Origin of the sequence: Caproiciproducens puteiluti (genome assembly GCF_052442865.1) — a bacterium.
Taxonomy (GTDB): Bacteria; Bacillota; Clostridia; order Oscillospirales; family Acutalibacteraceae; genus Caproiciproducens.
On record NZ_CP194790.1, the window covers coordinates 3,207,100 to 3,231,886 of the forward strand.

A 24,787-nucleotide genomic window follows, 5' to 3' on the forward strand; every position below is an offset into this window, starting at 1 on the left:
TTATTTCTCCTTCTTGTAATGGCGGTCATACACTTTGTACAACGCGCTGGTATCTTTTCCACCCAATCCATTTGCACTTGCGATTTCATTATAGATCTGCACGGTTCCCGCAATGACGGAAGGCGCCTTCGCGTCCTTGGCCATCTGAAGGGCGAGCTTCGTGTCCTTGATCAGCAAGTCAACGGTAAAGGTGGGGTGATTATAGTCGTCTGCGACAATGTTTTGTCCTACTTCCTTGAACAGCCCGCTAACGGTCGCGGCCCCGCTGCAGGCCACTGTGTCAAAGAAAACTTTCTTATCTATCCCGACCTTATCCGCGATTGCCATCACTTCCGAAGAAATGGCATTGATCGTGGAAAACATCATCTGATTAAGTAGTTTGAGTGCATTGCCGGCGCCTGATTCGCCAACATGAATCGCATTCCCCGCGAAAGCCGACAGTACCGGACGCACATATTCCAGCGCCTCAGCGCTTCCACCGGTCGGCAGCATCCACTTTCCGACCGCCGAGGGCCTGCCGAGAATCGAGCAGTCCAGATAGGCGGCTCCGCGCTGCGCTATCCGCTTTGCAACCGATTTTGTGGTATTGGGGTCGACGGTGCTGGTATCAATAACAACATGGTCGCCGCTCAGCGCTTCGGACACACCATCCGTACCAAAAACCACTTCTTCAATCTGTACCGGTCCAGGTAAAGACATTAATACCACTTTGCAGCTTTTAGTCAATGTTTTCGGTGTGTCGGCAACTTCACACCCCGCAGATCTTGCATACTCCGCCGCTGCAGGGAACTTGTCATAGGCAACCACAGTCCATCCGGCCTTTAATAAGCTGTCCAGCATACATTTCCCCATTGTCCCGACACCGATTAAGCCTATTTTCTCAATGGGCTTATCGGGTTCTGTCCAACTTGTCATGAGAATTCCTCCTTTTGCATCCTTGTCATTTTGGAAGTTTCAGGGCCACAGATTTTGGCATCTTTTTTTAGATAATTTTGTAATTCTGTTATCATTTTATCAATATGCATAAGATATCTTTATCATCATTACAGAATATAAGTGATTTTTTGGTCTAACTGGTATTAATATTAATACCAGTTAGACCAAAAAAATAACTTGCAGAAACCTATAAAAGAATCTCCCAAGATACCATACCAGTCGTCACAAAGTGAAACTTACCAAATAACATCTAAATAATAAAACTATTTTATGCAGATGTCAATATGTATTCTAAAAGTATTTAATTTAACAAAAGTTGACTAAAACTGCCATAAATCTCTCTGTTTTATTCATTCCGACCTCTCTTTTTATTTATAGCCAGCCCCTGTCACGTTACGTCCAATTCCTGCAAACGAAACGATAATCCATACCAGTTTTGCAATTGTTATTATTGCAATATAGATAATTTTATCTTTAGCATAACTACAATTCTTCACTGGTATTCTTCCAATTAGCCAAAGGATTTCATGAATTCTAGCGTGTAAATATGGAATGATCCAAATGTTTTTTAGTTGCGGTTTCAGGCAAATGTTACAACAAATCACAGCCGATAATAATAGGAGGAATACTTGACCAGCCATGTATTTCTTAATAATAAAACGGAGTGAATTAGGATGCCTCAAAAAATCTTCCGCAAAAAGCTGCGGAAAATTTCCTGCAAAAGGGGCCTGTTATCAAAACTGCTATTATTGATTGGTGTCCCTGTTGCGGCTATTTTTTGTATTACGGCGTTAATCGTATTAATGACTGTGAAGCAGTCGGTATCTGCGCTGACAACAAGTGAGCTTACTGCGAAGTCTCAGGCAGCGTCTTATCAAATCAATGAGTATTTTTCAAAATATACGAATACTGTCAGGCAGATGATGGCGAACGATTCGTTTCAGCAATACTTTGAGCAGACTTCGGATGAGAAAAAATCCAACAGCGAATCATACTCCGCAAGCGCAAAAAGAACGGTTGACAATATTCTTCAGACCGATCCCGACAATTACTCATCGGTTTGGATTGCAGACTGCGCCACAAACACGATTGTCATATCGAGCAGCGACGAACCGTATGAGATGAATCTTACGGAAAAATCGTGGTACAAGTCCGTCGTGGAGAAAAAAGATATTGTAACAACCGAGCCATATAAGGATCAGACGACCGGTTCTTCAGTTGTAAGTATGGTCGCCCCCGTATATAAGGCCGGGGCAACGGACTTGATCGGCTTTGTGGGAATTGACATTTCCATTAACCATCTGTACAGCATGGTAAAGAATTACCGTCTTGGACAAACAGGTTTCTATATTCTTACTACCGGTGGCGGACAGCTTGTTTATTATCCGGATGCAGATTTAAAAGGCAAAAATGTATCAGAATCCAAAATGTCTAAAAATATTATTGACGCCATCACCAGAAAAACGGCAGGGACCATTACATACACAGCCATAAATACAACAAATGTGGGATTCTTATCCCCTGTCGGAAGCACCGGCTGGACCATAACAACCGGTATGCCGGAAAAAGAATTTAACGGGACCTATAACACCGTACGGTATGCGGTTTTCACGGTTTTTATGATTGCACTGTTGCTTCTAATCACGCTGATTTCTCTGATATCAAAGGGCATTATTAACCCTTTGAAGAAATTAACTCTCGCTGCACAGAAAATCGCAGACGGCGACCTTGACGTTCAGGTCGATACAAAATCAAAGGACGAAACAGGACAGGTAGCCTCGGCTCTTTCAAAGACAGTGGAAAGGCTGAAGCAGTACATTGACTATATCCATGAAATTTCCGCCGTACTCGATCAGATTGCTTTGGGAAATTTGGTTTTTGACCTTCATTGCGACTATGTGGGCGAATTTTCAAAGATCAAAACATCATTGGAAAACATTAAATCCACCCTGGTAAAAACATTTTCCGATATTACAGCCACCGCCGATCAGGTCGCAAGCGGTTCCGATCAGGTTGCAGATACTTCACAAGCTCTTGCCCAAGGTGCCGCAGAACAGGCAAGTTCCATTGAACAGCTGTCTGCATCCATTATCGAAATTGCAAATCAGGTTACTCAAAATGCAGCTAACGCTGCCGACGCGAACCAATCGGCGGATAAGGCTTCCTGCGAAGTAGGACGCGGCAACGAATCGATGCGGAAATTGATTTCCGCGATGGAGGAAATCAGCGAATCTTCCCATCAAATCGGTAATATTATCAAAACAATCGAGGATATTGCATTCCAGACCAACATTCTTGCACTGAATGCGGCGGTCGAGGCCGCACGCGCGGGTTCGGCGGGCAAAGGGTTTGCCGTAGTGGCCGACGAAGTAAGAAATTTGGCCGGAAAAAGCGCAGAGGCGGCAAAAAACACAACCGCTCTGATTGAGAATTCCGTCGCCTGCGTTAAAAAGGGAACTTCGATCGCCAATGAAACGGCACAGTCCCTGAACATAATTATCAACGGAGTCAACACAACTTCTGAATTAATCGGGGAAATATCCAAAGCGACTAATGAACAGATGGTATCGATCAACCAGGTAACTATGGGCGTCGACCAGATTTCATCGGTTGTACAAACCAATTCGGCGACTTCGGAAGAAAGCGCCGCCGCCAGTGAAGAATTGAATCACCAGGCCCAATTGCTTAAAACACTTATTGAGCAGTTTCAGTTTTAACTGCATTTTCTGTTTATCTGGCCATATCAAGACAATGTACCATGGATGCTATCCTGGCCTCCGAATATGTATCCAATGGATTAAAAAATTAAATTGCCCGTCACGTATGACACTCCATTTGCGCGGAGCAAATGGAGTGTCGCTTTTTCCCGATGGAATCTTGTCCCCATTTCGGCAGTTGCGGGAATGTTTTTATGCGGACATCATTTTTAAAATTTCATGGGCGAAAATCACCGGCCATACGAAAAGTTTTTCCGATCAAGTAAAATATGTTAAAAGATAAGATTGACAAATTCGAAAAACCGGAATAAGATAGCATTATAAATCGTAAGTAGTAAGTAATAAGTAAACTCAGCTATTTTACAAACAGGGGGATTTCTTGTGAAGGATTTGAAGTTAACGCAGAGCTTTTCGATGATCGCACTGAATGCACAGAACAGCCTTTACCTGACTACTGTAAAAAAGGTGGCCCTCCGATGCATGGCTGCTTCCGTAATTCTGGAGGTGCTTCTGGACAATCACACGGGCAAGGGCTGGAATACGGTGGATTTACGGAATATCGCTTTCCCCGATTCGGAAGAATACTGTCAAGCTGTCCTGGAACCGATTCAGCATAAAAAAGTCAATGCCTCACGGCCTCTCAGCCTGAAACAGTGCCTGAAATCAGCTTCCGCGCTGTCCGGCAAGAGGTTAAAAAAGCTGGAGAAGAGCGTCGCCGATTCCCTGAGAAGTCAGGACCTGATCGAAGAAATCCCGAATCTGCTGGGCTGCGACCTGTATTTCGATTCTGCCGGGGTCCCGTATATGGAATATCGCAGCAACATTCCGGAATACGCGGCAATTACAGAAAACGTAAAGGCGGAAATTCTGGAAAACGGTCCTGTAACGGATGAAACCGTCTGTATGCTCTGGCTTTTGCGTGAAAGCGGCTGTTTCAGCGACTTCTTTTCCTTCAATGACCTGGAAACGGTCGCCGTCAGAATGAACGGGCTTTATCACCAAAATCCTCTCGCGAAAGCCCTATACCCTATCCGCATCCGCCGCGGTACAGAGCTGGCGGTCAAGCAGTTCCTGCATTGGAAAAAAAGAGTTTTTAAAAGGCCTTTCGCTGCGGGCATCAATTTTGTTTACCCTGTTCTTGAGCGCTCACAATCGGTTTTTATTGATACGGAGGCCTGGTTTTCCAATTCGGACAAAAGGCTGGAGGACGTTAAAAACCGGCTGAAATTATACGGTCATACATTCACGGTACTGCAGACCGGGGCGGTTCCGATCATTAAAATAGACAATCTGGTTTATAAGGCAGTTCCGCAGGCGATTTACGGGAGGGTTCCGATTCACGGAGTCCGCCTGATGCCCCGCCTCCCTTTTTGAAGGAGTAAAAAATCATGTCGAGACAACGTACTATGGATGCTATCCTGGCCTCCGAATATGTCTCCATCGGTGAACTGGTGCGTATTACCGGGTGCCGCTACAGTACGCTCAAGTTTTATACGGAAGAAAATATGCTGCCGTTTGAACAGGCTGAGCAAAACCTGACCCGAAGGTATCGACGAGAAGAAACCGTGGAAAGAATCCAATGGATTAAAAAATTGAAAGAGAACGGACTCAGTATTCCGCAAATTAAGAATGTTTTGCAGACAGCCCCGAAAAAAGAAAGCGACCCGAGTTGACCGCCGTACAGGAGTTTTCGGAGCATACAAAAGCCGCCGTGGGGAGCAAATCCCGACGGCGGTTTCCCATGTAGTTCAGAAATATCTCAGAGCGAGGTAAGTAAAAATTCCAGACTGCCTTTCAGCGTATAGCCGCCCATTCCCGCGGGGATAAAGAGGCTGTCTCCCTTTTGAAGCGGAACCGGCGCTTCTTTCCCGCGGCAAAGCGTTCCTTCGCCGGAAACGCACAGCAGCGACTGAAAGCTGGAAGCGTCGGCCGTCATTGCCGTTTCGCCGGAAAGCACAATCCGGGATACGGTAAAATACGGGCAGGACGCGAGCAGCGTTCTGACACAGTCCCCTTCCTTCACCGGTTCGCCCTGCGGCTTTGCCGAGCGGACGGGCTGTTTCAGCTGCGTGACATCCAGCGCTTTGTCCACGTGCAGCGCGCGCAGTTTTCCGTCCGCGCCGACCCTTCCATAATCGTAAATGCGGTAGGTCGTGTTGGAATTCTGCTGGATTTCGGCAAGGACGATCCCCGCGCCGATCGCGTGAAGCGTTCCCGCGTCGATAAAGAACACGTCGCCGGGGTGAACTTCCACTTTGTTTAATACTTCCGTCAATGTCTGATTGCGAATTCGCTCGGCGAATTCCTCTTTGCTGATTTCCTTCTGGAAACCGTAGTAAAGATAGGCGCCCGGCTCGTTCTCCAGAATATACCACATTTCCGTCTTGCCGTATTCGCCTTCGTGCTCCAGAGCGTATTCGTTGTTGGGATGGACCTGTATGGACAGACGGTCCTGTGCGTCGATCAGCTTAACCAGCACCGGGAACTGCTCAAAACGGTCGCAGTTTGTCCCCAGAACCCCCCGTCCCTCCTGGGCAATCAGGTCTTTCAGCGTCATTCCGTCGAAGATTCCCCCGGAAATCACGGACAGCCCGTCCGGATGGCAGGAGAGCATCCAGCTTTCCGCCAGCTTCTGCGCGGCGCTCTGCTGACGGTACTCCGTCCTGAGCTTTGTTCCTCCCCAAAGATAATCCTTGCAGGGAGCAATGAGTTTCAGCGGTCCCAAATCAATGAACCCCTTTCCGTTGTTGTCCCGGCCTTTTACGCACTAAAGAGAAGCCCTGTCAACAAATCTTTCCATCCGCGCAAACGCTTCCTTTACGTTTCGGAACTGCGTTCCCAGATTGATACGGATATACCCTTCGCCGTTGCCGACGAAATTGTTCCCGCTTTCCACCAGCACGCCTGTTTCTTTTGCAAGGCGGCGCGTAAAGGTATCGCTGTCCATCCCCGTTTTCTGAATATTCACCCACAGCAGATAGGAGGATTCCATCTCCATGCAGGACAGCCGGGGAATCCGGGTCCCGATGGACTCGCGGGCGTAACGATAATTTTCCCCAAGGTAGCCCATCAGCGCACGGGTGTATTCCTCGCCCTCGTTGTAACAGGCAATGAGCGCGATGATACCGAACACCGTCGGCGAAGTGATGGAATTTTTCGTCAGCCGGCCGCGGAAGGTTTTGCGCAGCTCGTCATTCTCAATGATGGCGTAAGAGGTTTTCAGGCCACCTAAATTATACTGCTTATTCGGTGAAGATAAAAGGATAACATTTTGAAAAAGTTCCCCGGTTTCAACGGTGGAGGTATAAACTCCGTCAAAAATCAGACCGCTGTGTACCTCGTCGGCGACGACAATGGTTCCGTATTTCCGGCACAGGGAAATCAGCGTGACCAGCTCTTCCCGGCTCCAGATCCTGCCGGAGGGGTTGTGAGGATTGCAGAGCAGGTACAGCTTCGGACGGTATTGTTTGAGCTGCTCTTCCATTTTTTCAAAATCCATCCGGTAACGGTTGTTTTCCACGACCAATTCATTTTCGATCACCTGTGCGCCAAACGCGGTCGCCGCCCGCGCAAAGGGATCGTAGACCGGCGTGCTGAGCATAACGGAATCGCCCTTCTGGCAGAAGGCCTGCACCGTATAGTGCAGAGTGGAAACCGTGCCGTAGCACAGGGTCAGCCATTCCTTTTTCGGGGAAACGTGGTGATGCCGTTCAAAGTAACGGATCACCGCGTCGTAGAATTCCTCATAAACGTAGGTATAGCCGAAAACGCCGATATCCACGGCCTGATGCAGCCTGTTCAGCAGCGGCTCCGGCGCGCGGAAGTCCATATCGGCAATCCACATGGGAATATAATCGTCGCCGACCGGGCCGAAGTGCTCTTCGATTTTCGCTCTGTCCCATTTGCGGCATTTTTCCGCATAGCGGTCGGGGAAAAGGTCAAAATCCGTCATGGCTGCCTCCTGTGTGCAAAATCCACGGTAGAAAGGTAAGCGGTCCGGTCCAGGCTTTTCATCAGCTCCGTCAGCAGAAACACCGCGTTGTCCACATCGGCACAGCTGCCGATGGACCACGGGCTGTGGCCGTAGCGAAGCGGGATGCCGAGCACGGCGCACACCGCGCCGTCGCGGGTCAGGTGCGCCTGGCCGCCGTCCGTACCGCCGTTGCTGAACATATCCTGCTGCAGCGCAACGCCGTTTTGATCGGCGATCTTCTGAATATGGCTCAGAAGGCGGGAGGAAGGCACCATGGTCTTATCGTAATGCAGCAGCATGGGACCGTGCCCGATCTGCCGGTTATTGGTATGGTCCCTGACCAGCTCGTTTCCCCAGCAGGCGACGTCCAGCACGATCACGATGTCGGGCTGAATCCTGTACGCGGAGGTCTTTCCGCCCCTCAGCCCCACCTCTTCGCTGGAGGTCGCCGCCATATACAGCTGGTTCGGAAGCGGGGTGCCTGCCAAGCGCTTGAGCGTTTCCGCCATCACGTAGCAGCCGAGCCGGTCGTCAAAGGCCTTTCCCGCAAAGGTACCGTCGATTCCGTATTCCTGACATTCGCTGCTGAAGGTCACCATGTCCCCTGTGCGGATACCAAGAGAAAGGGCTTCTTCATCGGAAACGGCGCCGATATCGACGACCAGATCCTTCACGTCGCCGTCCGCGTACACGGAATTCAAAACGCCGGGGATTTTACGCCCGGATTCCGTTGTGACCCGGACTCCCTGCATAAATTTGGAGAAGGTGCGGACGCTCCCGACCGGAATGACATGGAGCATACCGATTTTGCTGACGCTTCTGACGAGAAAGCCGACCTCGTCCATATGGGCGCACACCATGACGCGCGGGCCCTGCACATCCCCCTCTTTATGGAAGATGGCGGAACCCAGCCTGTCGAAATCGACTTCGTCCGAAACACCCTCCAGCTCTTCCAGCAGGATGCTTCTGACCTCGTCCTCGTGCGAGGCGACCGCGTCCGCGTTGCTCAGTTTTTTTACCAGTTCAATATTCATTGGTTACTCCTTATCTGCAACAATCAGCTGCTTAGGCGAGCGGGTCAGCACCCGGGAGCCGTTTTCCGTTACGAGCACATCGTCTTCGATCCGCACGCCGCCCAATCCCGGCACATAGATGCCCGGCTCTACGGTCACGACCATCCCGGCCTCCATGCGCGCTTCCTCCGTGGGGGAAAGGCGCGGGTCCTCGTGGTCGTTGATGCCCAGCGAATGACCCAGATTGTGGCCGAAATACTCGCCGTACCCGGCTTTTTCAATCACCGACCTGGCCGCACGGTCCGCGTCGCAGAAGCGGGTTCCGGCGCAAACGGCCTCTATTCCCTTCTGCTGAGCTTCCCGGACGGTTTCATAGATTTTCTGCAATTCGGGTACCGGCGTTTTTCCGACCGCGAACGTGCGGGTGATATCGGAGCAGTACTGACCGACCTTTGCCCCAAAGTCAAGGGTGACAAGGTCGCCGGCTTCCAACTGTTTGGCGCCGGCCTTGGCGTGCGGCATGGAACCCCTTACGCCGCTGGCGACAATGGTGTCGAAGGATTCCTTCATCGCGCCGTTTTGCTTCATAAAGTAAACCAGTTCGTTTGCGACCTCGTCCTCGCGCATTCCGGCCCTGACAAAGCCGAGAATGTGCGCGTAGGCGCGGTCCGCAATGGCGCAGGCTTTCTGTATCGTCTCAATTTCCTGAGCGTCTTTGACCGCCCGGATCGGATTGATATTGACGGGAACCAGCGAAGCGCGGAGCTTCTTTTCCAGCGACCGGTACCGGTCGTAGGACAGATCGTCGCCTTCAAAACCGACGGTACGGATATTTTCTTCTTCAATAATTCTGTTGATGAGCAGGTCATAGGTCTTTTCCCCGGTCATCAGAAGAACCTGTGCGTCCCGGTTGTTCTGCCGTACTTCCTCGTAATAGCGCGAATCCACAATCACATATTTCTGCTTCTGCGTAATCAGCACATAGCCCGAGGAGCTGTACAGCCCGGAAAGATAAAATTTGTTGTGGTAAGAGGTGCACAGCATTGCCTGTGCGTCGCAGCCCGCCAGAAGCGCGCGGCAGTTTTCAAGTCTGTTCATGTTTTCTCCTATATGATTTAAGAAAGGAGTACGAAACGTACCCCTTTCTCTCAGCTACTATGTAATCAGTCGTTGGAGTCTACTTCCAGCTTGCCTTTTTTAATCAGATTGTTCCGTGCGAAAATAACGATCAGCGCGGTGATGACCGCTCCAATGACGATGCCCGCAATATAAGCGGCGATATTGGAGATCAGCGGCCATGCCCAGACAGCGGATTCCGGGAACCACTGGACAGCACCCATGGCGACGGCGGAGGTACCGCCGACGATCGCGCCGATCATATAAGCCGGAATCGTGATGGAGGGTTTCTCAAGGGCAAACGGGATGGAGCCTTCGCTGATGCCCATGAAGGCAAGGAACATGGCGGTTTTTCCCTGGGGATAGAACTGCTTGTCAAAGACATGTCTGCCGACAACCAGTTTGTCGATGATCGTCGCAAGGCCGAGGCCGATGGACGGAACGACAATGGCGATGCAGCGGGCCGTAATCGGCAGCAGCTTGTCGGTCGTAAAGCTCAGCGCCACAAATCCCGCAGCCTTGTTGATCGGGCCGCCAAGGTCGATGGCGGTCGCCGCGGAAAGCGCGATGGCGTAGCCGTAGCCGCCTGCCGCGCCTGCCGCGCCCAGAGCCCCTTTGATCCAGGAGTTGATCAGTCCGCCGAACGGGGTAACGACATAGTGCATACCCAGCATTACGCCGGCGGCCGCGATAATCGGAATCAGAAAAGTGGTTTTGAAAGCAAGCATGTTGTGGCTTACTTTAATGGATTTATTCAGCCATTTCACAAAATAACCGGCTGCGATCGCAATCAGGATAGCGCCCAGGAAGGTGGAAGCGACCGGGGAATTGGCTTCCCATTTGCCGTCCACAAGGCTCAGGATGGAAGTCGGCTTCGTAGCCATCAGGCCGCCGATAAAGCCGGCCGGGAAAGCGAGCTTGCCGCCGATGGAGTTCGCCATGAAGGCCGCGAACATCGGAATGGCAAAGCCGAACAGGGTTCCGCCGAATTCCGCGGTCAGGTTGGCAAATTTCAGCAGGCCGATGGACGACCCCGTGTATTTTCCGGAGTTCATCGCGTCAACAATGCCCATGGAGGGATCGACACCGAGGATGACGTAAGGAATCAGCTGGGAAAGTGCCAGGATCAGTCCGCCCATGATCAGGAACGGAATCATGTTGGAAATACCGGTCATAACATGTTTGGAAAGCTCTGCCCAGATACTCTTTTTTTCCGGTGCGGGGGCAGTGGAACCGATGTTCAATTTCGGGCGGTTGGCTCCGCCGTTGACTGCGCTCTTTTTGGTAATTGCCATTTTAACTCCTCCTCAAATAGATTATGTAATTATTGTGCTTCTGCGGAAATCATTTCCTCGATTTCCTTAATGATGCCTTTTGCGTTTTTGATGGCATCCTGCAGGCTGATTTCATACACGTCATAGTCGTCGAAACGGTCGTTGTTTTCCGGCGTGATCGCCACGGCCTGAATAATAATGTCGGCTTCTGCAAGATCCTTGGGGGTAAGCGCATTCTGGATCCCGTCCGCGCCCTGCGTTTCGATCTTTACCTCATACCCCAGCTCCTTCGCCGCTTCCTCCAGGGACTGCGCGGCCATGAAGGTATGGGCCAGACCCATTGTGCAGGCGCACAGAGCCACCAGTTTCTTTGCCATATTCTGTTCCTCCTTCTTAACTTTGAATCGCTTGATTTATAATACCGAATATTTCATCGGGATCATCTGAATTGAGCAGTGATTTCTGAAACTCCGCGTTGACCAGCTTGCGCGAAAGCGCGGAAAGAAGCTTCAAGTGCACCGTGCCCCCCACTTCCTTTGGAACCAGCAGAGCAAGGACCACCACGGTCGGTTCGCCGTCCATGGACGGCCAGTCAATCCCGTGCTTTGTCTTGACCACAAGCACTGAGGGCTTCAGGATCGCGTCGCAGCGCGTGTGCGGAATGGCAAACCCGTCGCTGAAGCCGGTGCTGTCCACGTTTTCACGCTCCATAAAGCCGTCGACGGTCGCCTGTACGCCGGAGCTGATACCGAACTCCACCGCCTTTTCGGCGATGAAGGCCAGGCATTCCTCTTTCGTGGAAACGTCCGCATCCAGCAGCACATACTCCTTCTTAAAAACGCTATCTTCCTGCATATGTGTTCTCCTTCAAAAAGAAAAATTTTTAATAAATTGGTCGTAAGAAGAGGAAGCAATCAGCTGGTTCACCCGTCTGATATCCTTTACGCATCCGTACAGCTGCCGAAACATGGACGCGTTGGCGCTGTCGGCACTGTTGAAGCTGATAAAGAACAGCAGCTGAACGTTCTCTTCCCCCCATTTAATCGGCTGCTGCAAAATACCGATCCCCACCACGGAAGGCAAATCCCCCTGAAAGATGGTGTGCGGAACGGCCACCAGATTGCCGATGTCCGTGGAGGATTTCTTCTCCCTCATCTTAACGGAATCCAGCGTACTTTTTTGAATGAGGCCCATCGCCAGCATTCTTTTCCCAATTTCTTCAATCGCCTCTTCCCGCGTCTGCGCCTGAAACCGGAAAAACGCTTCCGGGCGGAACATGGCGGCGAGGCTGGGCTTTTCTTCCCCGCTGTGATAAAGGGCGTCCTTGATCCGGACAATACAGTCGCTGCCCAGAAAATCCTCGATGACCACCAGCGGAATATCACTGTGGTAGCCGTCGATATCGACGGTGGAAATAACAATATCGGGATCGTGTGCAAGCGCGCTTTCCAGATAGTGGATCGGGTACACGCCGGCAATTTCAAGCTCCGGGATTTCCCTGCTGATCCGCTCGGTAACCAGCTGGCTTGTGCCGATTCCGTAGCTGCACAGAACGACTGCCTTTTTCCGGCTGTTCATTCTTTCATGGAACGCGCCGAAATGCATGGCAAGATACCCCAGTTCGTCTTCGCCTATGGTTACGCCGTATTCCTTTTCAATCTTCTGCGCCAGAAAGATCGCATAGTTCATTTCAATCGGATACTTCTTTTTGATCTGGCTGAGCAGGGGGTTTTTCACCGGAATCTGGCTCTCCATCCGCTCCAGAAGAATTTTGATGTGCACGGACAGGGATTCGATCACTTTTTCGTCTGCGGAATAATCGGAGCCGGAAATCAGGGAGATTTCCCTGATCCGGTCCTTCACAAAGTTGTGGATATGGTCTTCCACATTCACCTTATCCGCTTCAAAGCTCTGGATCACGGGACCGGAAAGCGCGGCAATATATTGAACTTCCTCGTCGTTCAGCGCAATGCCAAAGGATTTTGCAAGCGGGTCCATCATCTGACGGATCACCTGCAGGTGATACCGACGCACGTTTTTCGGCAGCGAAAGATCGGTCAGACGGCAGCCCTGTCTTGCGCGGGAAAAGGAAACGGCGATGCGCATGGACAGGTTCTGAATATCCCTGTCCGCGGCGACGACGTGAATCTTTTTCAAGTGCTCCAGCACGGTACCGTCAATCTGCTTATACTCGTCTTCGCTCAAATTCGGCAGATTGACCTGAAAGCTGCTCTGCTCGTTGTTGAATCCGATATCCGTCAGCAGTGCGCGGATGTTGATTTCCCCGCCGTCTATCAGCAGTCCGTAATAGGGCTTTGAAGACAGCTCCAGACTGTATTTGTGAAGATAGTCCTTAATGGACGGCATCATCTTGTTTACGGTGGAAGGGCTTAAATGCACACAGCCGGAAAGCGTTTCTATTGTGACGGGCTGTGACTGGATGATCGTCAGAAGAATGCTTCTGACACGTTCGGCACTGTCTTCGTAGGATTCGCCGCTCAGCAGCTTTTTCACCGCCCTGAGGTCGCCTTTCAGCTCGTAGCCCACGCCGCGCTTTGAAACGATTTCCAGCCCGTCTTCCTTGATTTCCTCATTGATGATTTCAACATACCGTTTGGCGGTACGGGAAGAAATATCGATCAGCTTGGCAATGTCCTCCGCCGTCAGGGGAGTCTGCGTCTCGCTGAGATGTTGTATCAGTTTGATTTGAATTTTCGTCAGCATCCAATCACCTCGCTTTTATTTTGATCTCACCGGTCAATTCTATTATAACTTTTTATTCAGGAATTTCCTTATAATCTTTGACATGGGATGGTGCCACTGAAAATAAATTACTGTCTATCTTGTATAATTTATGTGTCCGATTCTTGAATTTCCGGCGGCCTCAAGGCTTTTTTCGTCTGTGTGTCATCCGATCGCAAGCAAGAAAAAACAGAACCGTACAAGCAGGAATACGGAGGATATCATTCCATATAATAATATTTCAACCTGTCCGCGCACGAAACGCGGCTTCGCCGGAAACAGCGGATATTGCATTTTATTGTCAGTATGCTATCATAGTAATCAATAAAAAATCAGCGCCACGGCGTAAATCATCAAAGGGAGTATTTCTATGAAGCAGTTTACTTATACCATTACGGATGCCGAGGGAATCCATGCCCGTCCGGCCGGGCTGCTTGTAAAAACAGCGGCGGCGTTTGCTTCGGACATTAAGGTCGTCAAGGACGGAAACGCGGCAAACGCCAAAAAGATTTTCGCAGTCATGGGCCTGGCCGCCAAAAAGGGCGAGACGGTAACCGTTACTGCGGAAGGCAGCGACGAGGCAAAAGCCTTTGAAACGCTGCAGGCTTTTTTCAAGGCCAACTTATAAGCCATTTTTTCCGGAACAGGAAAAACGAATTCCGGAATCCGCACACGGCTGAAAAGCGGTCAAAAAAGCGCAGGGAATCATTTCCCTGCGCTTTTTATGTACAAATTGGTTTCAATATGGCCTTCCGTACCCGTCAGTTCGCTGTCTGCGGCCATTGATATTTATTTTCTGTCTCCTCTTCCGCTTCGGACCCCCGCTCAGGCTCGTCCCGGACTTCCGGTTCGGGACCCTGCTCCGTCTCTTCCTTCAGTTTAAATCTTTTCACAAGAGTGTTCAATGCCTGCGCCTGTCCGGAAAGCTCCTCGCTTGCCGCGGCGCTTTCTTCCGCTGTAGCGGAATTGGTCTGAACGACGCCGGAAATCTGGTCAACGCCCCGCGTTACCTGAACGATGGCGCCGGACTGGAGATTGGATGCCTGCGAAATTTTTTCGACCGTTTCGGAAACGACCCGTGCTCCCTCCACTACCTGCAGAAGGGACTGCGCGGTTTGATCGGCAATCTTCGTTCCGCTTTCCACCTGGGTCATGGAATCCTCAATCAGGGCGGTGGTGTTTTTTGCCGCCGCCGCGCTTTTGCTGGCCAGATTCCGGACTTCGTCCGCCACAACGGCAAAGCCTTTGCCCGCCGCGCCCGCTCTGGCCGCTTCCACAGCCGCGTTCAGGGCAAGAATGTTTGTCTGGAACGCAATGTCCTCGATCGTTTTGATGATTTTACCGATTTTTCCGGAGGAATCGTTGATTTTGGACATAGCTGTTACCATTTCCGCCATATGGCGATTGCAGATTTCTATTTCCTCACGAACATGATCCACGTTTTCGCTCGCAAGTCCGGCGTAATCGGCATTATTCCTGACATGAGCGGAAATTTCCGTAATGGTTGCAGAAAGCTCTTCAACCGAGCTCGCCTGTTCGGTTGCCCCCTGCGCCAGCGCCTGCGCTCCGTTTGACACCTGCTCTGCGCCGCTCGACACCTGCTCCGCCGTGCGGCTGATCTGCGCCAGGATCTCGTTCAGGGAGAGTACAATACCGTTGATAGATTTCTTTAGCTCAATAAAATCCCCCTTGTACTCCAGCTGGGAAACGACGGTCAAATCTCCCTGCTCCACCCCGGCAAGGCTGTTTCTGATATCGTCTATGTACGATTGAATGGTATCGGTTGATTTTGCAAAGGCGGCTCCCAGCTGTCCGATTTCATTGCCGGAATCCGTGGCGATCTGAACGCTCAGGTCGCCCTCCGCCATCTTTTGAGCCGCGGCGGCCATTTCGCCGACGGGTTTGCTGATACTCCTGGAAATGCTGATGGAAATAAAAATTGAAATAACCAGAGAAAGAAAGATTACCAGAAAAATGCTGACACTCGCCGTGCGGCCCTGCGCGGAAAGCTTTGCGGCAACCTGATTGCCCATGGTTGTTTTCTCGCTGATTAAGGCATTGGTGGATTCCCTGATTTTTTGGGAAAGCGGCTCGCCCTGCCCGGACAGAAGGGACTGTCCGACGGAGTTTAGGCCCTGCGAGGCATAGTCGACCACCTGTCCCCTGATGGTTGCGAACCTGTCCAGATTGGCTTTGATGTTATTATAGTAGTTCAGGTCTTCCTTCGTAACCATACCTTTTTTCATGTTCACAAAATATGTGTTCACCTTCGCGGTGGACTCTTCCAATTCCGCCAGACACTCTTTGGTCACCTTTGGGTCGGTCGTAAACACAATGTCGCGAATAATGGAATTCGTGTTATTGAATTCCGTGTTGAAAAGCCCGATATCCCCCTGAGCAAAGCCGTAATCCTGTAACGCTTTGCCGTATGTAGCGTTCATATTCGTCATGACGGTGAGTCCGACAATGCCCCCTATGCTGGAAATAATGGTTACCAGAGCAAACGTTAAAATTAGCTTTTTGCCGATCTTCATATTTTTTAACATATAGATCCCCATTTCCTAATTGATTTCTGAGATCTACCCATCTGCAGGATCGTTTTTCCTATCATTCGCCGGGAAAGCGAGCGGCAGCCGCGCCGTACGCTTCCCCGCCTTCTGATTTTGATTATTCTTCGTGCTTTTGACTTTCCATGCTTTTCTTCAGTGGCTTACTCTTTATCTTAACGGTTCACGGCTCATATTTTCTGACAATGGAGGAAACCCCCATCCCGCCGCCGACACAGAGCGTTGCAAGGCCGTATACGGAGTTTCTGCGCTTCATTTCGTAAAGCAGGGAAACCAGAATTCGGCAGCCGGAAGCGCCCACCGGATGCCCCAACGCAATTGCGCCGCCATTGACGTTGACTTTTGCGGGGTCAAGGCCAAGCAGCCGGACGACTGCCAGCGACTGCGCGGCAAAAGCCTCGTTCGCTTCGATCAGATCCATGTCGTCCACGGTCAGGCCCGTTTTCTCCATGATCTTTTTGGTGCTGAATGCAGGGCCTACGCCCATAATGGCCGGATCAACCCCGGCGGACTGGCCGGCGACCCAGACGGCCATCGGCGTTACGCCCAGTTCCTTCGCTTTTTCCTCGCTCATGACGACCACCGCGGCCGCGCCGTCATTAATACCGGAAGCATTTGCGGCAGTGACGGTTCCATCCGGCTTAAACGCGGGTTTCAGCTTTGCAATGCTCTGTGCGGTAACGCCGGCTCGGGGCCCCTCGTCCGTATCGAACAGAACGGTTTCCTTTTTCACCTTCACCGGGACCGGAACAATTTCTTCCTTAAATTTCCCTTCGGACTGTGCTTTTTCGCACTTCTGCTGGCTGAACGCGGCAAATTCATCCTGCATTTCCCGGGTAATACCGTATTTTTCGGCAACATTTTCAGCGGTGATTCCCATGTGATAATCGTTGAAAGCGTCCCATAAGGCATCCTTTACCATGGAGTCGATCAGCTTTCCGTCGTTCATGCGGTAGCCGAAGCGCGCCTGATTCAGCACATACGGGGCGGAGGACATATTCTCCATCCCGCCGGCCACAATAATCTCTGCCTCGCCGGCCTCGATCAGCGCGGCCGCCATGTTGACGGCTTTCAGTCCGGAGCCGCAGACGTTGTTCAGGGTAATTGCCGGGACGTCATGCGGGATACCGGCGTTCACAGACGCCTGGCGCGCCACGCTCTGGCCGAGTCCGGCCTGAAGCACGCACCCCATCAGGACCTCATCCACCCTATCCGGGGAAATGTTTGCCCGCTTTAACGCCTCATCAATGACGATGGAGCCGAGCTTCGACGCCGGAACTCCGGTCAGCGCGCCCCCCATTTTTCCGATTGCCGTACGGACAGCGCCTGCCAATACGATTTTTTTCATTTGTTTCTCCTCCTGTTGCTAAGACTAAAAATGAGCTTTTCGTCAATCATTATTCCGTTATTTACCGTGACTATGCCCGCCGTCCAGAGAAACACAAAAAAGATGCTGCGTACACAACACCTTTCCCGTGTCTTATGAAAATTTGGAGTGAAAACGCTCTTCAAACGCCTGAACCAGTTCCGGGCGGAAATCCGGGTGCGCGATGGTGATCAGCGCTTGGGCCCTTTCGCGCAGGGTCTTTCCCTTCAGCTGCGCAATTCCGTACTCCGTCACAACGTAATTCACGTCGTAGCGGGAAGTGGTGACCGAGGCGCCCTCATCAATCAGCGGAACGATTTTGGAAACCTTCCCCTTTGCCGCGGTGGAGGGCATTGCCATGATGGTTTTTCCGCCCCGGCTCATGTTCGCGCCCCTGACAAAGTCCACCTGTCCCCCCACGCCGCTGATCTGCTTCAGGCCTACGGAGGTAGAAACCACCTGCCCCATCAAATCCACCTGTACGCAGGAATTGATGGAGATCAGGTTGTCGTTCCGGGCAATGACGCAGGGGTCGTTGACATAATCCACGGGATACATTTCCACCTCGGGGTTATTGTCCACGTAATCATACAGTCGGCGGGTTCCCATCAGAAAGGTCACCACGCTTTTGCCCGGATGAAAATTCTTTTTCTTATTGGTAATGACCCCGGCTTCCACCAGCTCCACCACACCGTCGGAGAACATTTCCGAATGGATGCCGAGGTCGTGCTTGTCTTTCAAAAACAGCAGCACCGCGTCCGGAATAGCCCCGATCCCCAGCTGAAGCGTATCGCCGTCCTGAATCAGGGAAGCGCAGTTTTTGCCGATGGCGCATTCGACCTCCCCGATTTTCGGCGGAGAAAGCTCAATGATAGGGTCGTCCGATTCCACAAGATAGTCGATGTTACTTACATGGATAAAGGAATCGCCCAGCGTGCGCGGCATATTGCGGTTGACCTGCGCAATGACCGTTTTGGCGCACTCCGCCGCCGGCTTGGTGTAATCCACCGCCACGCCGAAGCTGCAGTAGCCGTGCTGATCCGGCTCGGAAACATGGATCAGCGCCACATCCACCGGCAGGGTCGTTCGGAAAAGCCGGGGGATTTCTGAAAAAAACACCGGCGTTACGTCGGCCCGGCCTTCCGCCGCCGCCTGTCTTGTGCTGGCGCCAAGGAACAGGCTGTTGTGGCGGAAATGCTTCTCCATCCCCGGCAGGCAGTACGGGGACTGCCCCATGGACACCATATGTACGATTTCCACATTTTCATACTGCTCCGCATTTTTTACCATCGCGTTGATGACTGCGGTAGGCTCGCTGACCGCATGGCCGATGACCACGCGGCTGTTTGACCCGATATGCCTGACCGCTTCGTCGGCGGTAGTCAGCTTATTGCGGTAAAGCTCCTTCCAATTCATCTGCAGCCCTTCTTATCCGTAATATTTCTCATACGCTTCCCCGTATTTTCCCCGGTAAATGTACAGGCGCGGTTTTTGCTCCACGCCTGTTTCTCATTCTGATCCGTTATTCCTGAATGCCCGCAATTTCTTTTGCAAGCTCTTTCTTTTCACCGAGATTGCTCTGGCGGGCGATCATGATTCTCTGCGCCTGGGGAGAACCGGCTCCGTGCAGGGACTCGGTGCGGTAACCTACGGCCGCGCTGCCAAGAGTCATGTTTTCGATCAGCCGTAAAATCCTCATCCTGTTTTCCGTCGGCACACTGTCCACACCGCGCAGGTATTTATCTATGTAGGGATGCAGCTTTTCGTCGTTGAAATCCTGTTCGGAGGGCATCGTGACCATGATCCCGCCCGCGATATCCTCGGCCAGACGGCAGATTTCATAAGGGAAACGCGTCACGTTCTGTTTGCACACATTCGCGAGCAGCATATCGATCTGATAGTTGCCGGCCGCCGTTTTGCAGCCTTCGCAGGAACAGGCGATGCCGCAGCTGTAAAGAGACTCGTTCAGGTGCGTCATCTCGATGATCTTATCCTTGACATGGGAGGCCTTCTGCACACCGTTATAGTCCGCGGCCAGCGCTGTGGCGCCAATCAGGACATCGCCCACGCCGACCTTGCACCCACCATAGCTTTGACGGTGGTAGCCCGCGAAGCGCTCCACCAGCATGCCGGAAAATTCTGTTTCTCCGTCCATGAAAACCCGGTCGTTCGGGATAAAGACATCCTCGAAAATAATCAGCGCCTCGTGGCCGCCGAATTTCTTGTTGCCCATATCGAACTGTCCGCCTTCCAGCTTGCGGGTGTCGCAGGACTGGCGGCCGTAAATGATCAAAATGCCTTTCTCGTCGGAGGGAATCGCGAAGGAAACCGCGTAATCCTTATCCTCCGGCTTCATGGAAACCGTAGGCATCACGATAATTTCATGGGAATTTACGATACCGGTCTGATGCGCCTTGCAGCCGCGCACCACAATACCGTCCGGGCGGCGCTCCACAACGTGCAGGTACTGGTCGGGGTCTGCCTGCTGGCTTGGGGAACGGCTGCGGTCGCCTTTGGTGTCGGTCATGGCGCCGTCCACGACCATATCTTCGGTCTGGACCATGCTCCAGTATTTTATAAAATTCTCATGATAATGGGTACCGTGGGCGGCGTCGATTTCAAAAGTCGTGCTGTAAATGGCGTTTGCGGCGTCCATGCCGACGCATCTCTGAAAACATGATGCGGTCTTCTGGCCGCAAAGGCGCTGCATCTTAACCTTTTTTACCAGATCTTCACTGCTTTGATGAAGGTGTGTAAATCGGTTGATGGTTTCCCCCGTCAGATTGGATTTCGCAAGCATTAAATCCTGATACCGGGGGTCCTGCGCCAGCTCATAGGTCATACAGACCGACTGAAAAGAAGGGCGGATGATCGGGTCGTCCACCGGACATTCCACTCTTTTGCCAAACATATAAACTTCCAGATTCAGCTTGCGGAGGCTTTCTTCATACTGTTCTTTTGTCATTAACACGTTTGAATCCCACCCATTCTTTTAATATAGTTTCCGATAGATTTCTTCTATTTCCTTTTGGGAAAGAGGAACATAGTTATTGGCAAGAAGGCGCTGCTGCCCGTCGATCACAGCCTGAGCAAAAGCGGCAATTTCCGCTTCCTTCATCCCGTATTCCCGCAGCCGCTTTTTCGCGATCAGGCCGCCCAGCAGCTCATCCAGCCGCGCGAATACTGCGGAGTCGGCAGGACAGTCCAGGAGCCGGGACAGATACCGGCACAGGTCCTGTATCTTTCCGTCGCTTTTTTTGGAGTAATATGCCTCGAACACCGCGCAGAGGAACTGATAATTGCTCTCGCCGTGCGCCACATGATAGTTGCCGCCGAGCGGATAGGACATGGCGTGTACCGCTCCCACGCCGCTGTTTCCGAACGCAATACCGGCGAAGTTACTGGCGATGAGCACATCCTTTTCAATTTCGCCGCGGGCCGCCTCGCCTCTTTCGGCCAGTTTCCGGTAGGAATTGAGGATGGTAGTAAAGGCTTCCACCGCGAAAAGCTCCGTATATCCGGTGGACTTCGGCGAGAGAAAGGATTCCAGCGAATGCACCAGCGCGTCGATGGAGCTGTACAGGAAAAAGCGGTAGGGCAGTGTGGAAATCAGCTCCGGAATCATGACAGCGTAATCGGCATAAAGGGCGTCGTTGGCAATTCCCATCTTGGTCCCGCGCTGAAGCAGCGCGAAAATCGAAATATTGGTGACCTCGCTCCCCGTTCCGCAGGTAGTCGGCACGATGATCAGCTCTTTGTCCCGCACCAGCCGCTCCGGCTCGTCGTACAGCTGCGTCAGCCGATCGAATTTTTTCAGCGACAGCACCTTGCCGATGTCGATGACCGTACCTCCGCCCACCGCGATGACACGGCTGTAGGAGGTGTTGCTTAAATCTGCCACAATGGCGTCCGTCATTTCGTCAGTCGGCTCCCCGCCGCCGTATTTTTCCTGAAAAAGCACATGGCAGGGCAACCCGAGAGCCTTGATAAAGGGATCGTAAATAAACTGCTGCGTAATCAGCAGGTCGTCTTCCTTGATTGCGAAATCCTTCGCAAATTCTGCAAACCGGTCAAACCGGTATATCTGCGTTTTCAATGCGAATTGTTTCATGATGATTCCCCCCAAAAAATCCAAGCGAATATTTAGGACTAAATAACACCCTGCTCCTGCAGCCGTTGAATCTCATCCGCTTTCAGTCCCAGCAGGCCATTGTAGACTTCGTCGTTGTGTTCGCCCAGCAGCGGCGGACGCAGCTCGATTTTACCCGGCGTCTTAGACATTTTCAGCGTGATGCCGTTGATTGAGATTTTTCCTGCCCCAGGGTAATCCATATATTCAAACACTTTTCTGTGCTGAATCTGCGGGTTGTTTACGACGCCCGGAATGCCCGAAATCGGCGCGACGGGAATTCCGGACTTTGAAAGAAGAGAATCGATCTCTGCCGTCGTCAGTTCCTGCGCCCATTTCTGCACCGCTTTTTCCACAGCTTCGATATTTTCCATTCTGTGCGACACCGTATCAAACCGCGGGTCGTCGATCAGTTCGGGCTGCCCGATGATTTTGACAATACGCGAAAAGAGCGGCTGTGTACCCGCGTGAATATAGATATATCCGTCCCTGGTCTTGAATGCGTTGGCCGGAGCCGTCACTTTGTCCCTGTTCTTCCAGCGTTTTTCCACTACGCCGCTGGTCGTGTAAAGCGGAACGGTCGTCGCCAGCAGCGAAGAAATGCAGTCCAGCAGGGATACGTCGATCCGCTGCCCTTCCCCGGTGTTTCTTCTGGAATAAAGGGCGGAAACGGTTCCCAGCGCGGCGTAGATTGCGGAAACAAAATCGACGACCCATGTTCCGGTCAAAAGAGGGGTTCCTTCCTCTTCCCCCGTCAGGCTCATCAGGCCGGACATCGCCTGCGCAATGCAGTCAAAGGCCACGCGGTCGCGGTAAGGACCGTCCTGGCCGAAACCGGAAATGGACGTAACCACCAGCTCGGGATTCAGTTCGTCCAGCACTTTCTGCGTCAGGCCCATCTCGTCCAGCGTACCGGGACGGAAATTTTCGACCAGCACGTCCGACTGCTGAATCAGTCCGCGCAGGATTTCCTGTCCCTGCTCGCTGCGCAGGTTCAGGGTAACGCTTCGCTTATTTTTGTTGTACTGGGTGAAATACAGGCTGACATCGCCTGCGTAAGGGCCCATTGTGCGGGATTCCTCCCCCACAACGGGCTTTTCGATCTTAATGACTTCCGCGCCCAGGTCCCCTAAAAGCATGGAGCAGTACGGACCGGAGATATATCTTGATAAATCCAGCACCCGCACGCCCTGTAAAGGTCCGCTCATCTGTTTTGCCCCCTCAGTTTTCCAGCGTTGCAGGTTCGTTGGTGATCGCTGCGTTGAGGAATTTTTTCTTCGGATCGATTTCCTCACGGATCAGGCGAAGGTCCTGTGCGCACGGCTCCGGAGTAAACGGTACGTCGTCCGGAATTTCTATATTGAAGCCAGTATTTTCGCGGATCATTTCCTTTGTAACGCCGGGGTGGATGCTGTGGACCCTCATTTTGCCCGTTTCCGGGTTGAAGTCCATAATACAAAGATTGGTCATTACATAAGTGGCTCCGCCGCCGGGCAGGCCTTCGCGGTTATTGTGTCCGGAGGCGCCCGATACAAAGTCGACATTTTCCACCAGAATGCGTTTTTCGTGGTTGACGATGATGCACACGCGTTTGGCAAAGGCCGCAAGGTCGGTCTGCGCCAGCACGCCGGGAAGGCGTACCTTCGGGTTTGCATAGTCGCCGATGCAGGCAATGTTGAGATTGCCGTACTGGTCCACCTGAGCGCCGGAGGCAAACGCCAGCCCGACCTTTCCCAGACGGAAAAGTCCCAGCGCGTCTTCCAGCGGAATCTGGCTTCTGCACGGCCATTGAATCAGGTCGTATTCCCAGTTGGAATCGGGAACGGAATCTCTGTCGAGAAGCGGGTCAAGCACCGGGCCCATCATGCACACCGCATTTGGCGCGTGCTTCATCTGGGCCAGCCGGACGGCGACCAGCGGAATTCCGCACGCCCGGATATAAGCCTTGCCGCCGGTGCCGATGCCTGTAAAATTCATCTCGTCGTCGATGATCCTTTTGGAGACCTCTACCGTCAGTAATTCTTCCAGCGTATAATTCTTCACTCTGCTTCCCCTCCATGCCCCAATCTGTTCCGAAGCGATTCCAGCCCGCCGACCTTTTTGAGGTACTCTTCTTCATCCTTCGTTCCGTAAACATATTCGTCCAGATATTTTTGGAACCCTTCTTCCGTTTCAGAACATTCCTGATAAAGATGGGAATGCTCCAGATCGAAATCATAACGGGTATCGCAGGAATTGGGATGTGCGCCGCAGGGCGCGCAGCAGACGCTGTCAACATACAGCTTCGGCAGCATAGTCATGGTGGGGGTACGGATAATCTCTTCCTCCGGAACAATCTCCTCCACCGACAGAATCGACTTCCCGGCGCACCTTGCAATATACAGATCCATCTCGTTGTCCATCATGCGGACGGTGTCAAACTGAACGTTGCCGTATTTGTCGGCCCTGTGGGCATGCACAATGGCAAAGTCGGGATGGAATGCCTCCATCGCAATCAGTTTTTCACCGGTAAACGGACAGATGATCTCTTTGAACTCGGGATTTTTGAGCAGGCCGGAATTCAGCGGCGTTTTGCTGATGGCGAACGGCAGGCCGAAGGCCGCCGCACGGAATTTATCCATTCCGCAGGTTTCGCTCATATCCACGAAGCGAATCCGGTGCTTTTCGACGGCGCGGCGAAAGTTTTTCGCCATGCCGACGTTGAACATTCCTACATAGGACGACCATGCTTCCTTAACGCAGCCCGCGCCGATCAGCATATCGAAGTCCATTCCCGCGCTCCAGGAATAAAGGGTAAGGTCCTTCTTTTTCTGGCGAACAATTTCACGAATAAGCGCCATGGGGGCTTTTCGGATCAGCGAACCTCCTATCGCCACTTTTGCTCCATCCGGAATTTTGGCTATGGCTTCTGCAATAGGAACCAGCTTTGTTCTTCTTTCCTGCATTTTACTGCC

21 protein-coding genes are annotated in these 24,787 nt (G+C 52.0%); 4 read left to right on the plus strand and 17 right to left on the minus strand.

The window, feature by feature from the left end; translation table 11 throughout:
• Positions 1–915, minus strand: a complete 915-nt coding sequence (locus tag ACRQU7_RS15585) for an NAD(P)-dependent oxidoreductase (RefSeq protein ID WP_038325643.1) — start codon at positions 913–915, stop codon at positions 1–3.
• Between the two features lie 824 nt (positions 916–1,739).
• On the opposite strand from ACRQU7_RS15585, the gene ACRQU7_RS15590 reads away from it, so the two are divergent.
• The 3 genes from ACRQU7_RS15590 (at position 1,740) to ACRQU7_RS15600 (ending at position 5,326) form a co-directional block, all read left to right on the plus strand.
• Positions 1,740–3,653, plus strand: a complete 1,914-nt coding sequence (locus ACRQU7_RS15590) for a methyl-accepting chemotaxis protein (RefSeq protein WP_444641679.1) — start codon at positions 1,740–1,742, stop codon at positions 3,651–3,653.
• A 381-nt stretch (positions 3,654–4,034) separates the two neighbouring features.
• Positions 4,035–5,027, plus strand: coding sequence for a hypothetical protein (locus ACRQU7_RS15595; RefSeq protein ID WP_444641680.1), 993 nt, complete (start codon positions 4,035–4,037; stop codon positions 5,025–5,027).
• Between the two features lie 14 nt (positions 5,028–5,041).
• Complete coding sequence (locus tag ACRQU7_RS15600; RefSeq protein WP_444641681.1) at positions 5,042–5,326, plus strand: helix-turn-helix domain-containing protein; 285 nt, start codon at positions 5,042–5,044, stop codon at positions 5,324–5,326.
• Between the two features lie 86 nt (positions 5,327–5,412).
• On the opposite strand, the gene ACRQU7_RS15605 is transcribed toward ACRQU7_RS15600, so the two are convergent.
• From ACRQU7_RS15605 to ACRQU7_RS15640, 8 genes are all read right to left on the minus strand, one after another.
• Positions 5,413–6,378: a type I phosphomannose isomerase catalytic subunit gene (locus ACRQU7_RS15605; protein ID WP_444641682.1), complete on the minus strand. Its 966-nt coding sequence runs from the start codon at positions 6,376–6,378 to the stop codon at positions 5,413–5,415.
• Positions 6,379–6,420: 42 nt separating this feature from the next.
• Positions 6,421–7,605, minus strand: a complete 1,185-nt coding sequence (locus ACRQU7_RS15610; protein WP_444641683.1) for a MalY/PatB family protein — start codon at positions 7,603–7,605, stop codon at positions 6,421–6,423.
• On the minus strand, positions 7,602–8,660 hold the full coding sequence (gene ypdE, locus ACRQU7_RS15615) for an aminopeptidase (RefSeq protein WP_444641684.1): 1,059 nt from the start codon (positions 8,658–8,660) through the stop codon (positions 7,602–7,604). The genes ACRQU7_RS15610 and ypdE overlap by 4 nt, the downstream gene beginning before the upstream one ends.
• A 3-nt stretch (positions 8,661–8,663) precedes the next feature.
• Entirely contained in the window at positions 8,664–9,737 is a 1,074-nt protein-coding gene (locus tag ACRQU7_RS15620; RefSeq protein WP_444641685.1) for a M24 family metallopeptidase, read from the minus strand.
• A 65-nt stretch (positions 9,738–9,802) separates the two neighbouring features.
• The gene (locus ACRQU7_RS15625) at positions 9,803–11,050 is read right to left on the minus strand and encodes a PTS fructose transporter subunit IIC (protein WP_038325659.1); all 1,248 of its coding nucleotides are present in this window, start codon (positions 11,048–11,050) and stop codon (positions 9,803–9,805) included.
• A 29-nt stretch (positions 11,051–11,079) separates the two neighbouring features.
• The gene (locus ACRQU7_RS15630; RefSeq protein WP_141826159.1) at positions 11,080–11,406 is read right to left on the minus strand and encodes a PTS fructose transporter subunit IIB; all 327 of its coding nucleotides are present in this window, start codon (positions 11,404–11,406) and stop codon (positions 11,080–11,082) included.
• A 16-nt stretch (positions 11,407–11,422) separates the two neighbouring features.
• Entirely contained in the window at positions 11,423–11,884 is a 462-nt protein-coding gene (locus ACRQU7_RS15635; protein ID WP_444641686.1) for a PTS sugar transporter subunit IIA, read from the minus strand.
• A 12-nt stretch (positions 11,885–11,896) separates the two neighbouring features.
• The gene (locus tag ACRQU7_RS15640; RefSeq protein ID WP_444641687.1) at positions 11,897–13,753 is read right to left on the minus strand and encodes a BglG family transcription antiterminator; all 1,857 of its coding nucleotides are present in this window, start codon (positions 13,751–13,753) and stop codon (positions 11,897–11,899) included.
• Between the two features lie 388 nt (positions 13,754–14,141).
• Between ACRQU7_RS15640 and ACRQU7_RS15645 the strand changes: the two genes are divergently transcribed.
• Positions 14,142–14,399: an HPr family phosphocarrier protein gene (locus ACRQU7_RS15645; protein ID WP_038325663.1), complete on the plus strand. Its 258-nt coding sequence runs from the start codon at positions 14,142–14,144 to the stop codon at positions 14,397–14,399.
• A 133-nt stretch (positions 14,400–14,532) separates the two neighbouring features.
• Here ACRQU7_RS15645 and ACRQU7_RS15650 read toward each other — a convergent pair whose 3' ends face one another.
• From ACRQU7_RS15650 to ACRQU7_RS15685, 8 genes are all read right to left on the minus strand, one after another.
• Positions 14,533–16,317, minus strand: coding sequence for a HAMP domain-containing methyl-accepting chemotaxis protein (locus tag ACRQU7_RS15650; RefSeq protein ID WP_444641688.1), 1,785 nt, complete (start codon positions 16,315–16,317; stop codon positions 14,533–14,535).
• Positions 16,318–16,501: 184 nt separating this feature from the next.
• Positions 16,502–17,686, minus strand: coding sequence for an acetyl-CoA C-acetyltransferase (locus ACRQU7_RS15655; RefSeq protein ID WP_444641689.1), 1,185 nt, complete (start codon positions 17,684–17,686; stop codon positions 16,502–16,504).
• 132 nt (positions 17,687–17,818) lie between these two features.
• On the minus strand, positions 17,819–19,120 hold the full coding sequence (locus ACRQU7_RS15660) for an acetyl-CoA hydrolase/transferase family protein (RefSeq protein WP_444641690.1): 1,302 nt from the start codon (positions 19,118–19,120) through the stop codon (positions 17,819–17,821).
• Positions 19,121–19,226: 106 nt separating this feature from the next.
• Positions 19,227–20,669, minus strand: coding sequence for a 4-hydroxyphenylacetate 3-hydroxylase family protein (locus ACRQU7_RS15665; RefSeq protein ID WP_444645611.1), 1,443 nt, complete (start codon positions 20,667–20,669; stop codon positions 19,227–19,229).
• A 27-nt stretch (positions 20,670–20,696) separates the two neighbouring features.
• On the minus strand, positions 20,697–21,815 hold the full coding sequence (locus tag ACRQU7_RS15670; protein ID WP_444641691.1) for a 4-hydroxybutyrate dehydrogenase: 1,119 nt from the start codon (positions 21,813–21,815) through the stop codon (positions 20,697–20,699).
• A gap of 38 nt (positions 21,816–21,853) precedes the next feature.
• Positions 21,854–23,041, minus strand: a complete 1,188-nt coding sequence (locus ACRQU7_RS15675; RefSeq protein WP_444641692.1) for a CaiB/BaiF CoA transferase family protein — start codon at positions 23,039–23,041, stop codon at positions 21,854–21,856.
• A 13-nt stretch (positions 23,042–23,054) separates the two neighbouring features.
• Positions 23,055–23,876: a CoA-transferase subunit beta gene (locus ACRQU7_RS15680; protein ID WP_038325671.1), complete on the minus strand. Its 822-nt coding sequence runs from the start codon at positions 23,874–23,876 to the stop codon at positions 23,055–23,057.
• Positions 23,873–24,778 (minus strand): CoA transferase subunit A, encoded by a 906-nt coding sequence (locus ACRQU7_RS15685; protein WP_038325672.1) that lies wholly within the window; start codon positions 24,776–24,778, stop codon positions 23,873–23,875. Before ACRQU7_RS15685 ends, ACRQU7_RS15680 begins: the two co-directional genes overlap by 4 nt.
• Positions 24,779–24,787: the final 9 nt, after the last annotated feature.